General features: G+C 64.0%; 15 protein-coding genes. 11 read left to right on the forward strand and 4 right to left on the reverse strand.

The features are described from left to right. Positions 1-16: 16 nt before the first annotated feature. From mqo to Q4S41_RS10520, 6 genes are all read left to right on the forward strand, one after another. Positions 17-1,522, forward strand: coding sequence for a malate dehydrogenase (quinone) (gene mqo, locus Q4S41_RS10495; RefSeq protein WP_305031063.1), 1,506 nt, complete (start codon positions 17-19; stop codon positions 1,520-1,522). Positions 1,523-1,748: 226 nt separating this feature from the next. After that, positions 1,749-2,198, forward strand: a complete 450-nt coding sequence (locus Q4S41_RS10500; protein ID WP_305031064.1) for a MarR family winged helix-turn-helix transcriptional regulator — start codon at positions 1,749-1,751, stop codon at positions 2,196-2,198. 50 nt (positions 2,199-2,248) lie between these two features. Continuing rightward, a complete protein-coding gene (locus tag Q4S41_RS10505; protein WP_305031065.1) occupies positions 2,249-2,680 on the forward strand; it encodes an organic hydroperoxide resistance protein in 432 nt (143 codons plus the stop codon). A gap of 142 nt (positions 2,681-2,822) precedes the next feature. Further along, complete coding sequence (locus Q4S41_RS10510) at positions 2,823-3,368, forward strand: GNAT family N-acetyltransferase (RefSeq protein WP_305031066.1); 546 nt, start codon at positions 2,823-2,825, stop codon at positions 3,366-3,368. A 132-nt stretch (positions 3,369-3,500) separates the two neighbouring features. After that, complete coding sequence (locus tag Q4S41_RS10515; RefSeq protein WP_305031067.1) at positions 3,501-4,226, forward strand: hypothetical protein; 726 nt, start codon at positions 3,501-3,503, stop codon at positions 4,224-4,226. 71 nt (positions 4,227-4,297) lie between these two features. Then, positions 4,298-5,071, forward strand: coding sequence for a hypothetical protein (locus Q4S41_RS10520; protein ID WP_305031068.1), 774 nt, complete (start codon positions 4,298-4,300; stop codon positions 5,069-5,071). 6 nt (positions 5,072-5,077) lie between these two features. Here the strand turns inward: Q4S41_RS10520 and Q4S41_RS10525 are convergent, their stop codons facing one another. Next, positions 5,078-5,947 carry an SDR family NAD(P)-dependent oxidoreductase gene (locus Q4S41_RS10525; RefSeq protein ID WP_305031069.1) on the reverse strand — a complete coding sequence of 290 codons (870 nt, stop codon included), beginning with the start codon at positions 5,945-5,947 and terminating at the stop codon, positions 5,078-5,080. A gap of 91 nt (positions 5,948-6,038) precedes the next feature. On the opposite strand from Q4S41_RS10525, the gene pncA reads away from it, so the two are divergent. Next, complete coding sequence (pncA, locus tag Q4S41_RS10530) at positions 6,039-6,662, forward strand: bifunctional nicotinamidase/pyrazinamidase (protein WP_305031070.1); 624 nt, start codon at positions 6,039-6,041, stop codon at positions 6,660-6,662. 406 nt (positions 6,663-7,068) lie between these two features. Here the strand turns inward: pncA and Q4S41_RS10535 are convergent, their stop codons facing one another. Beyond that, a complete protein-coding gene (locus Q4S41_RS10535) occupies positions 7,069-10,002 on the reverse strand; it encodes an endo-beta-N-acetylglucosaminidase (protein ID WP_305031071.1) in 2,934 nt (977 codons plus the stop codon). A gap of 148 nt (positions 10,003-10,150) precedes the next feature. On the opposite strand from Q4S41_RS10535, the gene Q4S41_RS10540 reads away from it, so the two are divergent. Beyond that, complete coding sequence (locus Q4S41_RS10540) at positions 10,151-10,510, forward strand: hypothetical protein (protein WP_305031072.1); 360 nt, start codon at positions 10,151-10,153, stop codon at positions 10,508-10,510. A gap of 141 nt (positions 10,511-10,651) precedes the next feature. Here the strand turns inward: Q4S41_RS10540 and Q4S41_RS10545 are convergent, their stop codons facing one another. Together Q4S41_RS10545 and Q4S41_RS10550 are read right to left on the reverse strand one after the other, a co-directional pair. Beyond that, positions 10,652-11,485: a phosphatase PAP2 family protein gene (locus tag Q4S41_RS10545; RefSeq protein ID WP_305031073.1), complete on the reverse strand. Its 834-nt coding sequence runs from the start codon at positions 11,483-11,485 to the stop codon at positions 10,652-10,654. Positions 11,486-11,656: 171 nt separating this feature from the next. Then, positions 11,657-12,424, reverse strand: a complete 768-nt coding sequence (locus Q4S41_RS10550) for a hypothetical protein (protein WP_305031074.1) — start codon at positions 12,422-12,424, stop codon at positions 11,657-11,659. 180 nt (positions 12,425-12,604) lie between these two features. Between Q4S41_RS10550 and Q4S41_RS10555 the strand changes: the two genes are divergently transcribed. The 3 genes from Q4S41_RS10555 to Q4S41_RS10565 all read left to right on the forward strand — a co-directional run bounded on the left by Q4S41_RS10555 (position 12,605) and on the right by Q4S41_RS10565 (position 17,215). Continuing rightward, on the forward strand, positions 12,605-13,882 hold the full coding sequence (locus Q4S41_RS10555) for a zinc dependent phospholipase C family protein (RefSeq protein ID WP_305031075.1): 1,278 nt from the start codon (positions 12,605-12,607) through the stop codon (positions 13,880-13,882). A 30-nt stretch (positions 13,883-13,912) separates the two neighbouring features. Then, positions 13,913-14,677 (forward strand): TPM domain-containing protein, encoded by a 765-nt coding sequence (locus tag Q4S41_RS10560; RefSeq protein WP_305031076.1) that lies wholly within the window; start codon positions 13,913-13,915, stop codon positions 14,675-14,677. A gap of 129 nt (positions 14,678-14,806) precedes the next feature. Further along, positions 14,807-17,215, forward strand: a complete 2,409-nt coding sequence (locus tag Q4S41_RS10565; protein WP_305031077.1) for a hypothetical protein — start codon at positions 14,807-14,809, stop codon at positions 17,213-17,215. Positions 17,216-17,257: the final 42 nt, after the last annotated feature.

Below are 17,257 nucleotides of genomic sequence, written 5' to 3' on the forward strand. Positions count from 1 at the left end.
CCCCTCTTCATTTGCTATGACTCCAACTTCCCCGAACCCTGACAAACCCGTTTCCGATGTGCTGGTGATTGGCGCCGGCATCATGAGTGCCACGCTCGGTGTGCTGCTCAAAACCCTCGACCCCAGCCTCACCCTCTCCGGCTACGAGCGCCTCGACGCCGTGGCCGCCGAAAGCTCCGACGCCTGGAACAACGCCGGCACCGGCCACTCGGCCTTCTGCGAGCTCAACTACACGCCCGAGCGGCCCGACGGCTCCATCGACATCAGCAAGGCCGATAAAATTGCCGAGCAGTTCGAGCTCAGCAAGCAGTTCTGGGCCTCGTTGGTGCTGAATGGCCCGCTGCCCGACCCCAAATCCTTCATCCGCACCATCCCACACATGAGTTTTGTTTGGGGCACGGCCAACGTGGAATACCTGCGCAAGCGCCACGCCGCGCTGCTGCACTCGCCGCTGTTTCAGGGCATGGAGTTCAGCGAAGACCCGGCCCGGATTGCCCAGTGGATTCCGCTGGTGATGGAAGGCCGCGACCCCGCCCAGCCGGTGGCGGCCACGCGCATGGCCATCGGCACCGACGTCAATTTCGGCGCGCTCACCCGCAGCCTGACCAATTACCTGAAGGGCTTGCCGGGCGTTGATTTCCACCTGGGCCACGAGGTGGAGGACTTTCGGCAGAAAGAAGATGGTATCTGGCGCCTGAAAATTCGCAACCTGGCCACCGGCGAAAAGGTGATTGCGCGGGCGCGCTTCGTGTTCATCGGGGCCGGCGGGGGCTCGCTGCCGCTGCTCGAAAAATCGGGCATTCCGGAGGCCAACGGCTTCGGCGGCTTCCCCGTGAGCGGGCAGTGGCTGAAGTGCCAAAACCCCGCCATCATTGCCCGGCACGAGGCCAAAGTGTACGGCAAGCCTGCCGTGGGCTCGCCGCCCATGTCGATGCCCCACCTCGATACGCGCCAGATAAACGGGCAGCAGGAATTGCTGTTTGGGCCCTACGCGGGCTTCAGTACCAAGTTTCTGAAGAAGGGCTCCTACACCGATTTGTTCCGCTCCATTGAGCTGGGCAACATCCGGCCGCTGCTCTACGCCGGCGCCCGCAACCTGGGCCTCACCCGCTACCTCATCGGCCAGGTACTGCAAACGCCGCAGGAGCGCACCGCCGCCCTGCGCGAGTACTACCCTCAGGCCAACCCCGCCGACTGGCAACTCGAAGTGGCCGGCCAGCGCGTGCAGGTAATCAAAAAAGATAAAAAGCAGGGCGGCGTGCTCGAATTCGGCACCGAGATGGTGACGGCCGCCGACGGCTCCATTGCGGCGCTGCTGGGCGCTTCGCCGGGCGCCAGCACCGCCGTGGCCATCATGCTTGACTTGGTGCAGAAGTGCTTCCCGGAGCGGGCGAAATCGCCCGAGTGGCAGGCCCGGTTCCGGCAGTTGGTGCCTTCCTTCGGCCAGCATCTGGCCGACGAACCTGAACTCACGGCCGCCGTGCGTGAGCGCAGCCGCGCGGCGCTGAAGCTGGACGCGTGAAGCATTTGACCTGGTGTCGCTGATGCATACTCGTCTGTCATGCTGAGCGCAGCGAAGCACCTTCTCACTGCTGAACGTCTTGTTCAATCGTGAGAAGGTGCTTCGCTGCGCTCAGCATGACAGACTTTTTTCATATTGATAATCAGGGCACAATGGCAAACACAATAATTTAATTGTGCACAATTAAAACTTAAACAACTAATTTTGACTTGTCATCTCGAAAGCCATGAAAAAGCTCCCAGATTCGGCCTATAATCCCATTCTCAAGCTGGACAACCAACTGTGCTTTTCGGTGTATGCGCTGTCGCGGCTTATCACCAAAGCCTACCAGCCGCTGCTCGAAAGCCTCGACGTGACCTACCCGCAGTACCTGGTGCTACTACTACTCTGGGAACACAAGGAGCTGACTGTGAAGCAGCTAGGCGAAAACCTGCTGCTCGATTCGGGCACCCTCACACCACTGCTCAAGCGCATGGAGCAGCACCAATGGCTTAGCCGCCGCCGCGACGCCCGCGACGAGCGTTCGGTGTTGGTGGCCCTGGCGCCGGCTGGCCGCGCATTGCAGGCGCAGGCCGCCCAGATTCCGATGCAGCTAGCCGAGAAAATGCAGCTTACCGAGCCCGAAATTGCGGGACTGCGCACGCAGCTGCGCCAGATTATGACCTTGTTATCTTAACGCCGTTTCGGCATTTTTCACTTCCCAACCCCATTACCAAACCCTTCAAAATGAGCCTCGAACGCCTGTATACCGCCAAAGCCAAAACCACCGGAGGCCGCGATGGCCGCGCCATCTCGTCCGACAACGTGATTGACCTGCCCCTGAGCACGCCCAAAGAGATGGGCGGCCCCGGCAAACCCAACACCACCAACCCCGAGCAGCTCTTCGCCGCCGGCTATTCGGCCTGCTTCGACGGCGCCCTGAACCTGGTGGCCCGCATGAGCAAAACCCCCATCACCGGCAGCACCGTGGAAGCCGACGTGAGCTTCGGCAAAGACGGCGAGAACTACGGCATCGAGGTGGACCTGCTGGTGAACATCCCCAACATGGACCAGAAGCAGGCCGAAGAGCTGGTAGCCAAAGCCCACCAGGTGTGCCCCTACTCCCGCGCCACCCGCGGCAATATTGTGGTGAACCTGACCACGACGACCAACGCGTAACCCGGCAGAGTTGTGCCCCCAGAAATCCCGGCCGCGCCCCTGCGGCCGGGATTTCTTTTTTGTTCGGACGGCTTTCCCAGTACCAGGCTACAGCAGCGCTTACCTTGCGGGCCCATTTATTCCCTTTTGGATTTTTCCTGCCATGATTGAACTGCAGCCCTTCACCGCCCACGATTTCACGCAGCTCATGGAATGGGTCGACGACGAGCGCCTGATGAAGGAATGGAGCGGCTCCATGTTTTCCTTCCCGCTCTCCGAGGCCGGGCTGACCTGGTACGTGGAAGGCTCGAACAACCTGAACGACCCGGACGTCTTCATTTACAAGGCCGTCGAAACCAAAACCGGCCTCACCGTGGGCCATATTTCGCTGGGCGGCATCAGCCAGCGCGACCGGGCCGGGCGCATCACCCGTGTGCTGGTGGGCAAGAGCACCGAGCGCCGCCGCGGCATCTGCCAGGGCATGGTGCGGGCCCTGCTGCGCATTGGCTTTGAGGACCTTAAACTGCACCGCATCAGCCTGGGCGTCTACGATTTCAACCACGCGGCCATCAATTGCTACCTCAAATGCGGCTTCCGGCAGGAAGGCGTGCTGCGCGACGTGGTGCGCCACGGCGAGGATTACTGGAGCTTGGTGGAAATGGGCATTCTGGAAGACGAGTGGCGGGCGCTGCCAACGGCCACGGCCTGATTTTCGCCTTGGCTGGCGGGCGCGGCGGGCCGTTGTGGGCATTCTTTTTGATAAGCCGGGCAAAATAGCCGGCGCCACTCCGAAAAAAAGAATAAATTGGACCGGCGTTCGCCCTCAACCCTTCGTTTTCAAATGAAAATCTGCCATTTATCCCTGTTGGGACTGCTTTTTACGGCCAGCGTAGCGCACGCGCAGCAGGACGCCGCCGCGCAAACCAACCTGAATGCCCTGGCGGCGGGCGCCCCCACCGTGGTGCCCCGCGGCACCGCCGACGGGTTCAGGGGCTCGCCCTACGCCGACAACCGCTGGCTGCCGGCCCAGATTACCCTCACCAACGCCCTGCCCCTGCCCCCCGTGCCGCTGAAATACGACGCACTGGACCACCGCCTGCTGATGCGGGCGCCCGCCCGCCCCAACGACTCGCTGCAGCTCGACGACAACCGCGTGGTGCAATTCGTGCTGAACGAGCCTGCCACCCTTTCTGGCCCCGCCCGCGCCCGCAAGTTCCGCCGCTTCGCCGAAGCCCCCACCGATAATTATAAGCGCGACTACGTGGAAGTACTGCACCAGGGCCGTTACACTTTGCTGAAACACTACCTCAAAAAGCTCAACAAAGCCAACTACCAGGGCGCCTACAACACCGAGAGTCATTACGATGAAATCGAAGACAAATCGGTGTATTATTTGCTCGGCCCCGATGCCAAGCTCGTACCGGTGAAGCTGGCGCTCAAGCCCCTGCAAAGTGCCGCCCCGGCGCTAGCCGCGGCCCTCAAAACGGCAGCCGAAGCCAGGAAGCCCAAAACCGACGCCGACTGGGCCGCCGTGCTCGACACCGCCGACCCGGCCGCAGCCAAGTAAAACGCAACACCGCGCCACAAGCCAAAAAAGCTGGCGCCAGACTAGTAATCATATACAACCGACTTGCTTTTATGAAAGCTAACTTGTTGCTGGTGTGCGGAATCGTTCTGGCAGGCGGCACAGCGCAGGCCCAGGTCGGCGTTATTCAGAACAATCCGCTGATGCAGCGCGATTACTCCAAGGTGGGTTCGAATGAGTACGGCAACCTGACCGACCTCACCAACGGCGCCCCGCACCTGCTCACGCGCAGTACGCGGCCCGGCACCCTGGGCTCGCCCTACGCCGACAACCGCTGGCTGTCGGCGGACATTGCGCTGGCCAACAAGCTGCCTCTCAAGCCTGTTCTGCTGAAGTACGACGTGCTGGAGCACCGTCTTATTATGTACCGGTCGGCCCCCGAAAACGACTCCATCGAACTCGACGACCACGAGGTGGCCGCCTTCGTGCTCAAGGAACCCGCCTCCAACCTAGGGCCGGCCCGGCAGCGCTTGTTTCGGCGCTTCGAAGAATCGGCGGTGGGGAGCCAGCGCCTCGATTATGTGGAAGTGCTGCACGCCGGGCACTACACGCTGCTCAAGCACTACCTCAAAACCATCAAAAAGCCCAGCTTTGATGGCATGTACAGCAACGGCGCCGCGCCCGATGAAATCGAAGACGCCTTGGAGTATTTCCTCAAAGCCACCGACGGGCCGCTGACGCCCGTCAAGCTCAACGCCAAATCGGTGCAAGCGGCAGCTCCGGCGCTGGCCGCCGCCCTCAAAACCGCCATATCGGCTCAGAAACCCCGCACCGATGCCAACTGGGCCGCCGTGCTGGATGCCGCCGACCCGGTGGCGGCCAAATAGCGTCGGCTAGTCCAGAAAAGCCACGCCGGTGAGCTGCTCGCTGAGCTGCCACAGCTGCCGGGCGTTGGCCTCAGTATTGAAGCCAGACTTGACCGGCACGGCTTTTTTCTTGTCGAAGAAACCGCCGCTGACTGTGGCCGCTTCGGGCGCCGAAGCCAGGAAAACGCTGGTTTCGGCGCCCTTTTCCACCGAAATCATGAACGGGCGGGCCAGCGCCGTGAGCTTGCCCAGCCAGCCGCCGGCGCTGTCGCCGAAGCGGGTGGCCACCACGCCGGGGTGCACCGCGTTGGTCGTCACGTTGGCGATGCCGTGAGCGCGCAGCCGGCGGGCCAGCTCCTGCGTGAACATGATATTGTAGAGCTTGGTATTGCCATACACGCGCATGGCGCCGTAATGCTGTGTCGATTGAATATCGGCCAGATTGGGCTTGGCCACGCGGTAGGCCATGGATGCCAGGTTGACCACACGGGCCGCCGGGCTGGCGCGCAGCTTGTCGAGCAGCAGGGCGGTGAGCAAGAACGGGCCGAGGTGGTTGGTGGCCAGGCCCAGCTCGTTGCCATCGGGCGAGAGCTGGCGCTCGGCGCCGAAGATGAGGCCGGCGTTGTTCACCAGCACGTCGAGGCGCGGGAAGCGGGCATTGAATTCAGCCGCGGCGCGACGCACTTGGCCGAGGTCGGCCAGGTCGGCCAGCAGCACGTCGACCCGGTCGTGACCGGCGGCGGCTTTGATTTCCTGCTGGGAGGCGCGGGCTTTGGCGGCGTTGCGGGCCAGGATGACGACGTGGGCGCCCATTCGGGCCAATTCGGTGGCCGTGACCTGGCCAATGCCCGACGTGGCGCCGGTAACGAGAATGATTTGCTGCTGAAGGTCGGGCATGCGCGGAGAGCTAAAAGGTGTTGGTACGCGTAAAGACGTAATACCCGGCGCAATGCTTGGTTTTAAACCAATAAACCTGATTTTTGCCGCTATGAAAGCGCTGTTGCTCATCGATATCCAAAACGACTTCTTGCCCGGCGGCCGGCTGGCCGTGCCCGAGGGCGACGCCATTATTCCGCTCGTCAACGACTTGCAGCCGCTTTTCGAGCTGGTGGTGGCCACGCAGGACTGGCACCCCGCGGGCCACGAGAGCTTTGCCAGCAGCCACGCCGGCCGCCAGCCCTTCGAGCAGATTGACCTGCACGGCCTGCCCCAGGTGCTCTGGCCCGACCACTGCACCCAAGCCGGCCCGGACGCCGAGTTGGCCCCCGCCCTGCGCACCGAGCGCATCGAGGCCATCTTCCGCAAAGGCACTTCGGTGGAAATCGACAGCTACAGCGCCTTTTTCGACAACGGCCACCGCAAGAGCACCGGCCTGGCCGATTACCTGCGCGGCCGCGGCGTGACTGACCTTTTCGTGTCCGGCCTGGCCGCCGACTACTGCGTGTACTACTCGGCCCTGGATGCGCTGGACGCCGGTTTCCGCACCACCGTCCTCACCGATGCCACCCGCGCCATCTCGGCCGAGGGCTGGGCGGCGGCACAGGTCGATTTAAGGGCCCGTGGTGCTGTTCTGTTAGAAAGCAGAGAGTTGGCTTCTCAGATTAAGGCATAAAAAAGGGCGCTTGCTGGTTAGCAGGCGCCCTTTTTTGCAGGAGTGTTGATTTAGGAAAAGAATTACTCATGCACCAGCTTCACCTTCTTTGCCTGGCTGGCGGTGCGGGTGGCGCCATTCAGCGTTATAGTGTTGGTCTGCACGCACTTGGCCGTACCGTTGAACAGCAGCGCGTTGTTGGCCTGCGCCTGCGCCCAAGGTGCCGGCCAGCGAAAAAACCTAGCCCAGGGCCAAGCGACGGGCAGCGCAAGGAGGAATAGTTGTGCCTCCTAGGAAGTGAATGGGGTGATTAGGGAAACGAGAAAACAGATTGGGTGAATGCAGAAAAGGCCCTCGAACAGGCAGGGCGTGTGCCCCGAAGCCGCGCCTTGGAGCACACGCCCTACCACTCGGGGGCCTTGCGCTCCTATTGCTTCAGGAGTTTTACGGTGATGCCGTCGGTGGCCGTGCTGGCGCGCAGCAAGTAGAGCCCCGCCGACGTGGGCAGCGGCACGCTAACGCGAGTCGACGTGCTGCTGGAAGGCAAGGTGTACTGCCACACTGCAGCCCCCAACTCATTGCACAGGCGCAGCACCACGGGCTGGCCCAGGGCGCCGCTGATGGCCACTTCAGCCTGGCTGCCGGGCACGGGGTTACCGAGCACCTGCACCTGCAGGCCGGTGGCCGAGCGGCTGGGAGTCAGCCCCGTGAGGGTAGGGCACTGGGTGGGCACGTCGGTCGACCAGTCGCTGGGTCCCATGTTGGTGAGGGTGCCGGTGTGGCCGCGGCCGGAGGCATCGGCGGTGGTGAGGTTAGGCGAGTCGTTCAGTTTCCAGTAGCCGGCCAGGCCGGTGCTGCTGCCGGGCACGCTGCAGGCGTTGGCCACAATTTCGGCGGCCGTGAGGGCGCGGGTCCACGCGCGGGCCTCGTCGAGGCGGCCGTCGAGGCCGCGCGGGGCGGCGTAGTTGCGGGCCAGGGTGAAGGCCGCGTTGGCTACCACGTTGCCGGTGGCGGCCAAGGAGTTATCGAGCACGCCATTGACGTAGAGCTTCAAGGTGGCGCCGTCGTAGGTGCCGGCAAGGTGCGTCCACTGGCCGGCCGTGAGGCGCGCCACCGAGGTCACCTTGCGGGTGGTGGCGCCCACCTGCAACACAAACTGCACCTGGCTGGGGTCGATGCCGGCATCGCCGATGCGGAGCATGGCCGTATTGGAGCCGCCGTCTTCCATACCCAACAGGCTGGAAATGAAGGGCGACGTCGACTTGAACGTGTTCGGTTTCACCCAGCATTCCAGGCTCATGGCCGCGCCGCTGAGGTTGATGACGCCCGCGTCGACGTATTTGCTCACGCCGTCGAAGCTGAGCGAGGTATTGGCGCCCGCCGGGGGCGCCGTGACCACGGTGATGTAGGCGGTGCGGGTGAACACGTTTTGGGCCGTGCCGTTGCTGGCCGTGAGCGTCACGGAGTAGGTTCCGGCGGTGGGGTACACCGCCGTGGCGTGCACGGCCGCGCTGGTGGTGGCCGTAGCGCCGGGCAAAGACCAGGCATAGCTCGTGGCGTTGGTGGAGGAGTTGGCGAAAGTCACCGTCTGGCCGGTGAGCACGGTGGTGGCGTTGGCCGTAAAGTTGGCCACGGGCGTTACCACGGGCGCCGTGCCGTTGTAGAGCTTCAGCTTGCCGAGGTTGAAGCGGTAGGCCGCCAAGGCCGAGGCCGATGTGGCCTGCACGCCGATGATGGCCAGCTCGCGGTTGGCATAGGCCGCCAGCGGCAGCGTGGTGCTGGCCCACAGCGTGTCAGCCAAGGCGGGCACATCGAGGTATTCAGGAGTGGTCAGGTTATCGGTGAAGTACAGGGCCAGGCGGGTGCTGCTGGCGCCGACGGCGCGGCCCTTGTACACGAGGTCGAGGCTGGTGGTGGCCGTGATGGGCAGCTTGGTTTGGTAGAGCTTGACCAGGGTGCTGGCCCCGGCGGCCAGGCTGCCGCTCAGCTGCACGCTGGTGCCGCCGTACCAGGCCCGGCTGAAATCGAAGCCCGCGCTCACCGTGCTGGCGCCGGTGCGCGCCCACTGCCAGGAGGGCAGCACAGCCTGCTTGGCCATGTCTGTCCAGCCCTTCACGGCCACGACGCCGTTGTTGGCGAAAATCTTGCCCTGGCCCACGCTGAAGTTGGTTTCGAAGGGCAGCGCCGTGATGGCGCAGCGCACCGGCTGGTAGTAGCCGAAGCCCTTCCAGGCGCCGGTGGCGTCGGCCGTGGTAATGTCGAGGTCGTCGCCCGAAAACAAGCGCACTTCGCCGTTGTAGAAGCGGGCGTAGTCGGCCGGGTTGCTGTTGAAGCTGCTCAGGCCGCCGTTGTAGGTGATGTTGGGGGCAAACACGGCCAGCGAGGTGAGCGGCGAGGCCAGGTTGCCGCCGCTGTAGTAGTTGTCCATCCAGCCGCTGTTGGGCGTGCCCTGGTAGTTGTAGAAGGGGAACAGTTGCTGGGGGTTGCGGCCGGGCCAGATGTCGGCGCCCGTGTACACATCGTAGGGGCTGCGGCCCAGGCTGTTGGCCTGGTTCACGGCCGTGGTGAATGTCGAGCCGTAAATCCAGAAATAGTTGGTGAAAATGGCATCCGACACGCGGGTGTTGGTGGCGCTTTCCTGCACAAAGGGCGCGTTGGTGGCGTTGAACGTGTTCTGGTACGACACGGTGCCGCTGGAAATCAGGGCATCGTACCAGTGCATCTCCATGCCGGCCGGCTTGAGCACCTGCAGCTGCTTGAGCAGGTTGCGCAGCTCCGTTACTTCGGCGAAGGTCATGGCCGATTCGGCGTTGAAAAACCAGCCGTCAAAGCCATAGTAGTTGGCCACGGCAATCAGTTTCTGGGCGCCGATGTAGTTGCCGCTGGCGTCTTTCTGGCACAGCGCCACAAAGCCGGCCCGGTCCGTAAACACGGTGCCAATCACCTTCACGCCGTTGCGGTGGGCCGCCTCCACCCACGGGCGGCACGGAATGCCCACCGGGCTGGCAAACCACGTCAGCACATCAATGTACTGCCAGTGGGTGAAGTTGTAGAGGTTGAATTGGGGCTGCTCGTTGAGGTAGCCCACGAAGTTGTTCATGCCGTCGGGGCACCAGTTCACCTTGGAGTTGAAGCTCTGGTTGGGGTTGAGCTGGGGGGCCAGCGAGTTCTGGCGGGTAGCCAGCGGCACGGTGCTCACGTTGGCGGGTACGGCAGTGGGGCCGGTGGCCGTCCAGGCCATGAGCTGGGCCGGCGTGAGGGTGGTGTACTGCGCGGCGGGCTCAATCTGGGCCTGGGCCACCTGCGCAAAACCGAGCAGCGTGAGCAATAGCAGCCAAGGGCGTGCATAAAAATTCCTCATATGTAAGGCTGGGGTGAGGGGGTGAAGAGAGGGGTTGTTGGTGAAGGGAACCGGGTGGTCAAATTCGGCTCAATTTACATACCTAAACCGTTTCAGCAACTCCGGGCCCGTCACAATTTCTTGCAGCCGGCGGCCTTAGCTTTGCGGCATGCCCTCTCCCCTCACCTATCTGGCCCTCATCGCGGCCCTCGCCCTGGCCAGCTGCCAGCAAAGCCCCAAAGCCGACAACGTGCTACGCGGCCCCGTCGAAATCGCCCAACCCACCGATAAAACGGCATTACCGGCCGGTATGAAGACCGAAGCCGAAGCCCGTGCCCTCACGGCCGCCTACGTCAAAACCCTGCCCAACGCGGCGCTTTACGTAGTCGATTCGGCCCGCGTGAACGACAACGGGCCCACCTGGCAAGTGCTGGTGCTCCGCCGCGACTGGGCGAAACGAATGCCCAACAGCGCCCGTTTCGAAGTCAACAAAGCCACCGGCGACGTGCAAACGGGCGCGGTGAAGTAAGCACTATTCATAAAAACTGACATTCCGACGAAGGAGGAACCTGAGTATGCTTTTCTGCAGAGCAACACTCAGATTCCTCCTTCGTCGAAATGACAGTTTTGGGGTAGGCTCGACAGTGCCCGCGCAGCAGGCCCGCTCAGTTTACAGCTGCTTGCTCAGCGAGAAGCCGCTGTAGGCGTAGCCGTTCACATTCACGCCCTGCAGGGGCATGAACGACACGCCCGCCCGGCCGGCTTCCTTGTGCAGCTGCGGCACCACGATGCCCATGGTGGTGCCCACCACGTAGCCCACAATGTTGTCGGACAGAAAGTGCTTGCCGGCCTTGATGCGCGTGTAGGCCACGGCCGCCGGCACCACGGCCGCGGCGCCCCAGACAAGGCCCTCGCCTTCGTAGCCGGGGTTGAAATCGTGCAGTACCTTGGCTGCGAAGAAGGTGGCCGTGGCCGTATGGGCGGTGTGACCGGCAAAAAACGAGTTGGTGGCGATGGCGCCTGAGCGGCCCCCGCCGCCTTCGGGGCCGTAGAGGTAGGGACGGTTGCGGTACACGTTGCCCACGGTGGTGGTGAAAATGGCGTCGGTGGCCAGCAGCGTTTCCAAGTAGAGGCCCAGCACCTGGCCGTAGCGGGCGCGCACGTTGTCGTTGAGGGCCAGCAGGCCGGGCGCGATGGCCAGCGTGGGGTAGCAAAGCAGGTCGCCGGCGGTCTGGTAGCCCTCGCTGTACCAGCCGGCCGAAAACCGGTCAAAAGCCGGCACGTCTTCCTTGCGCAGGGCGGCCAGCTCGGCGTCGGTGCGGCCGCTTTTTTGCTGCACGCGGTAGAGGCCGAAGGCGCTCACGGCGCCCAGACCCAGCACCACGGGGCCATCGACGGCGAAACGGGTGTGGTAGGGCGAAGTGGCTTTGGTCTGAGCTTCGGCGGCCGGGCCCGAGCCAAGCAACATGGTGCCGGACAACGCCAGCGAGAGTAGAGTCTTCATTTTCTAAATCGAATTTTTGAATGAAGCTCAAACGTGCCTTATGAGCTTGAGGTTAGCTCCGGCGCCAAAGCTGAGCCGGGGCTGGGTGTTCACCCGCTACTGCTCAGCCCGATGTCAGCCAAATTTTTCAGTCAACGGCGCCGAATTTCCGCTGCCGGCCCGGCTCCGCGCCTACTCCTTGACGGTGGCGCCGTGCACGGCCAGGGCCTCGCCCAGCAGCCAGCGGCGGACGAAGGCGTCGTCGTCGGACACCTTGCCGAGCACACGGTATTTCGAGAAGATGGCCACGCTGCTTTCGGCCGCCTCGCGCACCACCGTGCCGGGGCCCACGTAGGACGAATGCACCATTTGCACGGCCCCGCCGTCACGCACCCGCAGGAAAGCCACGTGGTAATCGAGGCCCAGCACGTAGAGCCCCGGCCCCAATGCCCGCACCTGCCGCACAAAATCGGCCCGGTCCACGCCCCAGTAGCGGGTGATGTGGGCTTCGAAGGTCAGGTTTTTGATGATGCACTCCGACGTTTGCTTGGCCAGTACGGTGCGCTGCAGGCGCAGGCCGGCGTCGTGCAGCGAGGTGGTCACGAAGTAGCCGCAGGCAATGGTGCCGCGCCGGGGCTGCCAGCTGGTGCCGTAAAACGCCCACGGCGTGCCCTCCCAGGCCGGAAACACGGTGCTGTCGAGGGTGGTGAGCAGCAATTGCCGCGCCTCGGCGAGGCGGGCGGTGCGGACGGCGCGACTGGGCGCCCGCCGGTAGCGCGCCGCCAGCCGCCGTCGGCGCGCGTCGAAATGGCGCAGGGTGGCCTGGTAGACGGGTGCGGAAAAGACGGCTGATGCGGTGGTTTGCCGGGGGCTTTTGACCGCGCTGTCGGGGGCGGCGGTTTGGGCAAAGCAACCCCGCAAGCCGGCCAGCAAAAGCGCGGCCAGAACACTGGTTTTCACACGTAATGGTTGCCAGACGCTACCGGTCCCGGCTTGGGCGCACAACGACCGGCAGATGGTGTATTATTGTGGCAAGCACCTATTTACCTCTCATGTTGCCGGCCGCCCCGGCTTTCGTGGCAACGCCCCCGCCCCTTTCCACGTTGCCGAGGTTACTTTTTGCTTTAGCGCCCGGTTTTCATGTTGTTTCGCCTGCTGTTGTTTTTCCTGCTGGCGGCGCCGGCCGCGCCGGCTGCTGCCTACTCGGTGCTCACCCACCAAGCCATCGTTGATACCACCTGGGACGGCTGCATTGCGCCGCTGCTGCAGCGGCACTACCCCGGCGGCACGCCCAAAGAAATGAACATGGCCCGGAGCTATGCCTACGGCGGGGCCATTTTGCAGGACATGGGCTACTACCCGCTGGGTTCCACCCTCTTCACCAACCTCACGCACTACGTGCGCTCCGGCGACTTCGTGCGCAACCTGCTGCGCCAGGCCCGCAACCGCAACGAATACGCCTTTGCCTTGGGCGCGCTGGCCCACTACGCCGCCGACAACGTGGGCCACCCCGTGGGCACGAACGTGATTATTCCGACGGTGTACCCCGATTTGAAGGAAAAATTCGGGCCGGTGGTGACGTACGAGCAGTCGCGGGTGCGGCACACCGAGCTGGAGTTTTCGTTTGATGTGGTGCAGGTGGCCGCCGGACGCTACCGCAGCCAGACCTACCACAAGGCCATTGGCTTCCGGGTGAGCAAGCCGGTGATGGAGCGCGCTTTCCGGCAAACGTACGGCATCGAGATGAAGCAGATTTTTTTCAACGTAGACTTGAGTGTCGCCATGTTTCGCTTCGCTGTGAACCAGCTGCTGCCGGCGGCGGCGCGGGCGGCCTGGCACCACAAGCACGACGAAATACGGGAGCTAAGCCCCCGCGCCCGGCGCGGCGACTCGCTCTACCACGCCAACCGCCGCCAGTACCGCCGCGAGTTTGGGGCCGACTACGAGCGGCCCGGCTTCGGCGCTAAGTTGATGGCAAACGTGCTGCGCGTGCTGCCCAAAATCGGCCCGCTGAAACCGTACGCTTTCACCCTGCCCGATGTGCCGGGCGCCATTCAATTCCACCGCAGCTACCAGGCTTCGGTGGCGCAGTTCTGCACACTCACCAAACAGCAGCCCGCCGATACCACCCGCACCCTGGCCCTGGCCGACACCAACCTCGACACCGGCCAGCCCACCCGGCCCACCGCCTACGTGCTGGCCGACCGCACCTACGACGAGCTGCTGCTGCGGCTGCACCAGCACCGGTTCCGGCACCTCACGCCCGCCCTGCGCACCACGCTGCTCAGCTACTTTGCGGCCGGCGTTCCCGTGCCCGACCGCGAAACCGACCGCGACGACGACAACGCCCGGGAAGCCCGCAAATCCCGCCACAAAACCGAGCAGGCCCTGGCAGCGCTACGGGCTTTGCCGGGGTAGTTTCGAGCATAAAACCCCCGTCTTTATCGCATGAAAATGCCTTTTCGGTGGCTGTTGAGTTTCTGGCTGCTCCTCCTGGGGGGTTCCGGCGTGCGCGCCACCGTGCCCCCCGCGGCCTTGCCGCCCCGCCCCGAGCCAGCCCGCTTCGTGAACGACTTAGCCGGTGTGCTCAGCGGGCCACAACGCTTGGCGCTGGAGCAAAAACTGCAAGCCTACAACGACTCGACCACCACCCAGATTGCCGTGGTGCTTATGAAAACGGTGGCCCCCTACGAGGTGGCCGAGTATGCCCAACAGCTGGGCGAAAAATGGGGCGTGGGCCAGAAAGGCCGCAACAACGGCATCGTTATCCTGGCCGCCATCGAGGAGCACCGCGTGACTATCCAGACCGGGTATGGCATGGAAGCGCGGGTGCCGGACTACGTCACGGCCCAGATTATTGCGCAGCAGTTTCAACCCGATTTCCGGCTGAAACGCTACTACGAGGGGCTCGACCACGGCATCGACGTGATTATTCACCGGGCGGCGGGTGAGTTCTCGCCGTTCACCCCGCACCCGGCCCCGTGGTCGGAGCAGCCGTGGTGGGTGTGGCTGATTTTTCTGACCCTGGTGCCGCTGGGGCTGGGCGTGATGTACATCATGTTTTTCAAGGTTGGCTTCCGCGGCCGTAGTTCGGGCTCGGGCCCTCGCTCCCCCCTGAGCAGCTCGTCGGGCGGCGGGTCGTCGAGTAGCGGTAGCTCCAGCAGCTTTGGCGGCGGCAGTTTCGGGGGCGGGGGCAGCAGCGGCGGGTGGTGAAACCCGGTGGGGCCGGAGCAGCGCAAGCCCATTTCTCGTGGCGGCGGCCAGGCTTAGAAAAAGGTCGGCAATTGATGCGCTGGTGGTAATTTCACCTTTCCCAGTCCGCCTCTATTTTATTGCTTGACGATGATTACACGCCTACTCTTCTTTTTTCTGGCAATTCTGATTGTTGCCCCGGCCCGAGGCCAGACCGTCCTTTTATCGGAAGATTTTGAGAACGGGCTGGGCCAGTTCCGCCCGGTGAGCGGGCAGGCCGGGCTGGGCTGGTTTCGGGGTCCGCTGGCGGGCAATGGGGCGCGCTGGCAGGGCCGGCAGGCGGCTTTTGTGTCGGCCAGTGCCGCCGCGTATGCCCCCGTGCCCAACGTCAACGACGCCACGCATCTGTACTGCGACGTGACGTTTCCGGCCAATACAAACACGTTTTACCTGCGTCTGGATGTCCGCACCGAAGGCCAGTTCACCATCTTTCAGGCCCCGGTATCGTTCCAGCCCGTGGGCGGCATCATGCCCTACCAGCTGCCCCAGGTATACAGCCTGACGGGCACGCCAAACCCGACGGGGCCGGCGGTTTTCACCTCCCTGCAAATTACCCTGAGCCCGGCCCTGGCCGGCACCACGCAGCGCTTCGTCTTCACCTGGAACAACCGGGCCGCCCTGCGCGAGCTGCCGGTCGCGCTCGACAACGTTCAGCTGATTGCCGGGGCGCTGCCGCCCCTGGCTGGCACCTACGCCATCGACCGGCAACAGCCCGGCGCGGCGCGCTCGTTCAGCTCGTTCACCGAGGCCATCTGGGCGCTGAATGCGGGCGGCACGGCGGGCCCCACCGCGTTTGATGTCGCGCCCGGCCAGCGCTTTGTGGAGGCGCCGCCGGCGCTGCTGGGCACCAATGCCCACCCCGTGGCTTTCCGCCGGGCCGCGGGCGCCGGGGCCAACCCCGCCATTCAGTCGGAGGGCACCGGGATTTACCTTTTCGGAGCCAGCAACCTCACCTTCGACGGCATTGACATCGTGCCCGGTTCGACCGGCCCCGTGGTGGGCTACCACGTGAGCAACCGCGACAACATGGCCGGGTGCCACCACGTCACCATCCGCAACTGTTCCATTCAGCTGGGCAATTCCACGCTGTTCACCCGGGCCATTTACCAGCAAAGCACGCTGTATGCCAACCTGGGCCTGAGCGACACGGCCCGGGTAAACAGCCATATCCGCTACGAAAACATCACCATCGACCACGCCAACGAGGGCATCCGGTTGAAATCGGATTACCAGAACATGCCCGACTTCGATGTGGAAATCAGCCACGTCACCATTGGTTCGGGCGCGGCGCGCAGCATCGGCCAAACCACCCGCATCGAAGGCACCAACGGCATTTACGCCAACCGCCTGAACGGCCTGCGCGTGCACGACTCGGCGATTCAGGGCTTGGTGGGTTCCAACGACCAGCTGCACGGCATCTACCTCCAGGATGTGGTGGGGCCGCGGCCCACCGTGGTTGCCAACAACCGCATCGAGAACCTGGAGTACCTGCTGCCCAACGTCACGGCCGGTTTCACGGGGGTTTATGGCGTCCTGATGGTGCAAACCACGGGGGCTGGGGCCAACTACCCGGCGCCGCCGGCCGACGTGCAGGTCTTCAACAACCAGGTGCAGAACCTTTTCTATAGCGCCGCCCCCACCTATGGGCCACGCATTGAGGGGTCGGTGCAGGGGCTTTTCTTCACGGTGAATAACGCCCCGACCAGCCAATACCTGGTTGCCAATAACACGGTGGCGCTCAGCAACGCGGCCACGCCGGGCGTGGGCCTGCTAAACTTGTTTCTGGGGTGTGCGCAGCCGGCTCATGGCCCGGTGGAAGCCATTAACAACCTGCTGCTGGCCACCACGCCCGGCAGTGGCCCACGGTCGGCCCTGCTTATGCACGTCGACGTTCCCCGCAACCAGGGAGCGGCCACGGCCACCAATCTACGCCTCGACCACAACGATTTCGTGCTGAACAGCGCGGCCCAGGGCGACGTCGGCCACCTCCACGTGGATGGCACGTCGACGGCCACGCCCTTCGTGGGCCACACCCTGGCCGACTGGCAGGCCCTGACACAGCAAGAAAAACACGCGCGCGACCTCGACCCCCAATTTGCGCCCGGCCCCGACCTGCGGCCCACCAACCCGGCCCTGGCCCGGGCCGGCGTGCTCTCCAAGCTGGTCGTCACCGACCTGGCCGGCCAGTCCCGCGCCACCCCGCCCGATGTGGGCGCCCTGGAGTTTTCGCCGCCGCTGGTGGAAAGCCCATCGGATGAATTGCAGGCCTGGCCCGTTCCTTTCACCGACCAGGTGACGCTGGCCTTGCCCACGGGCTTCGTCGGCGAGCTGCAGGCCGAACTGCTTGATGCGATGGGCCGCGTGGCCTTCCGCCAATTCCTAGCGGCTGGCACTGGCCCCCGCCAGCTAACGGGGCTCGGGCAACTGGCGCCAGGGTCGTACGTGCTGTGCCTGCGCTCGGCCCAGGGCGATGTGCTGCGGCGGCACCTATCCCGCTAAAATCCCGCTAACCGAAGTCCAATGCTTGCTAATTTGCCGCGT

The organism is Hymenobacter convexus (assembly GCF_030580955.1).
Taxonomy (GTDB): Bacteria; Bacteroidota; Bacteroidia; order Cytophagales; family Hymenobacteraceae; genus Hymenobacter.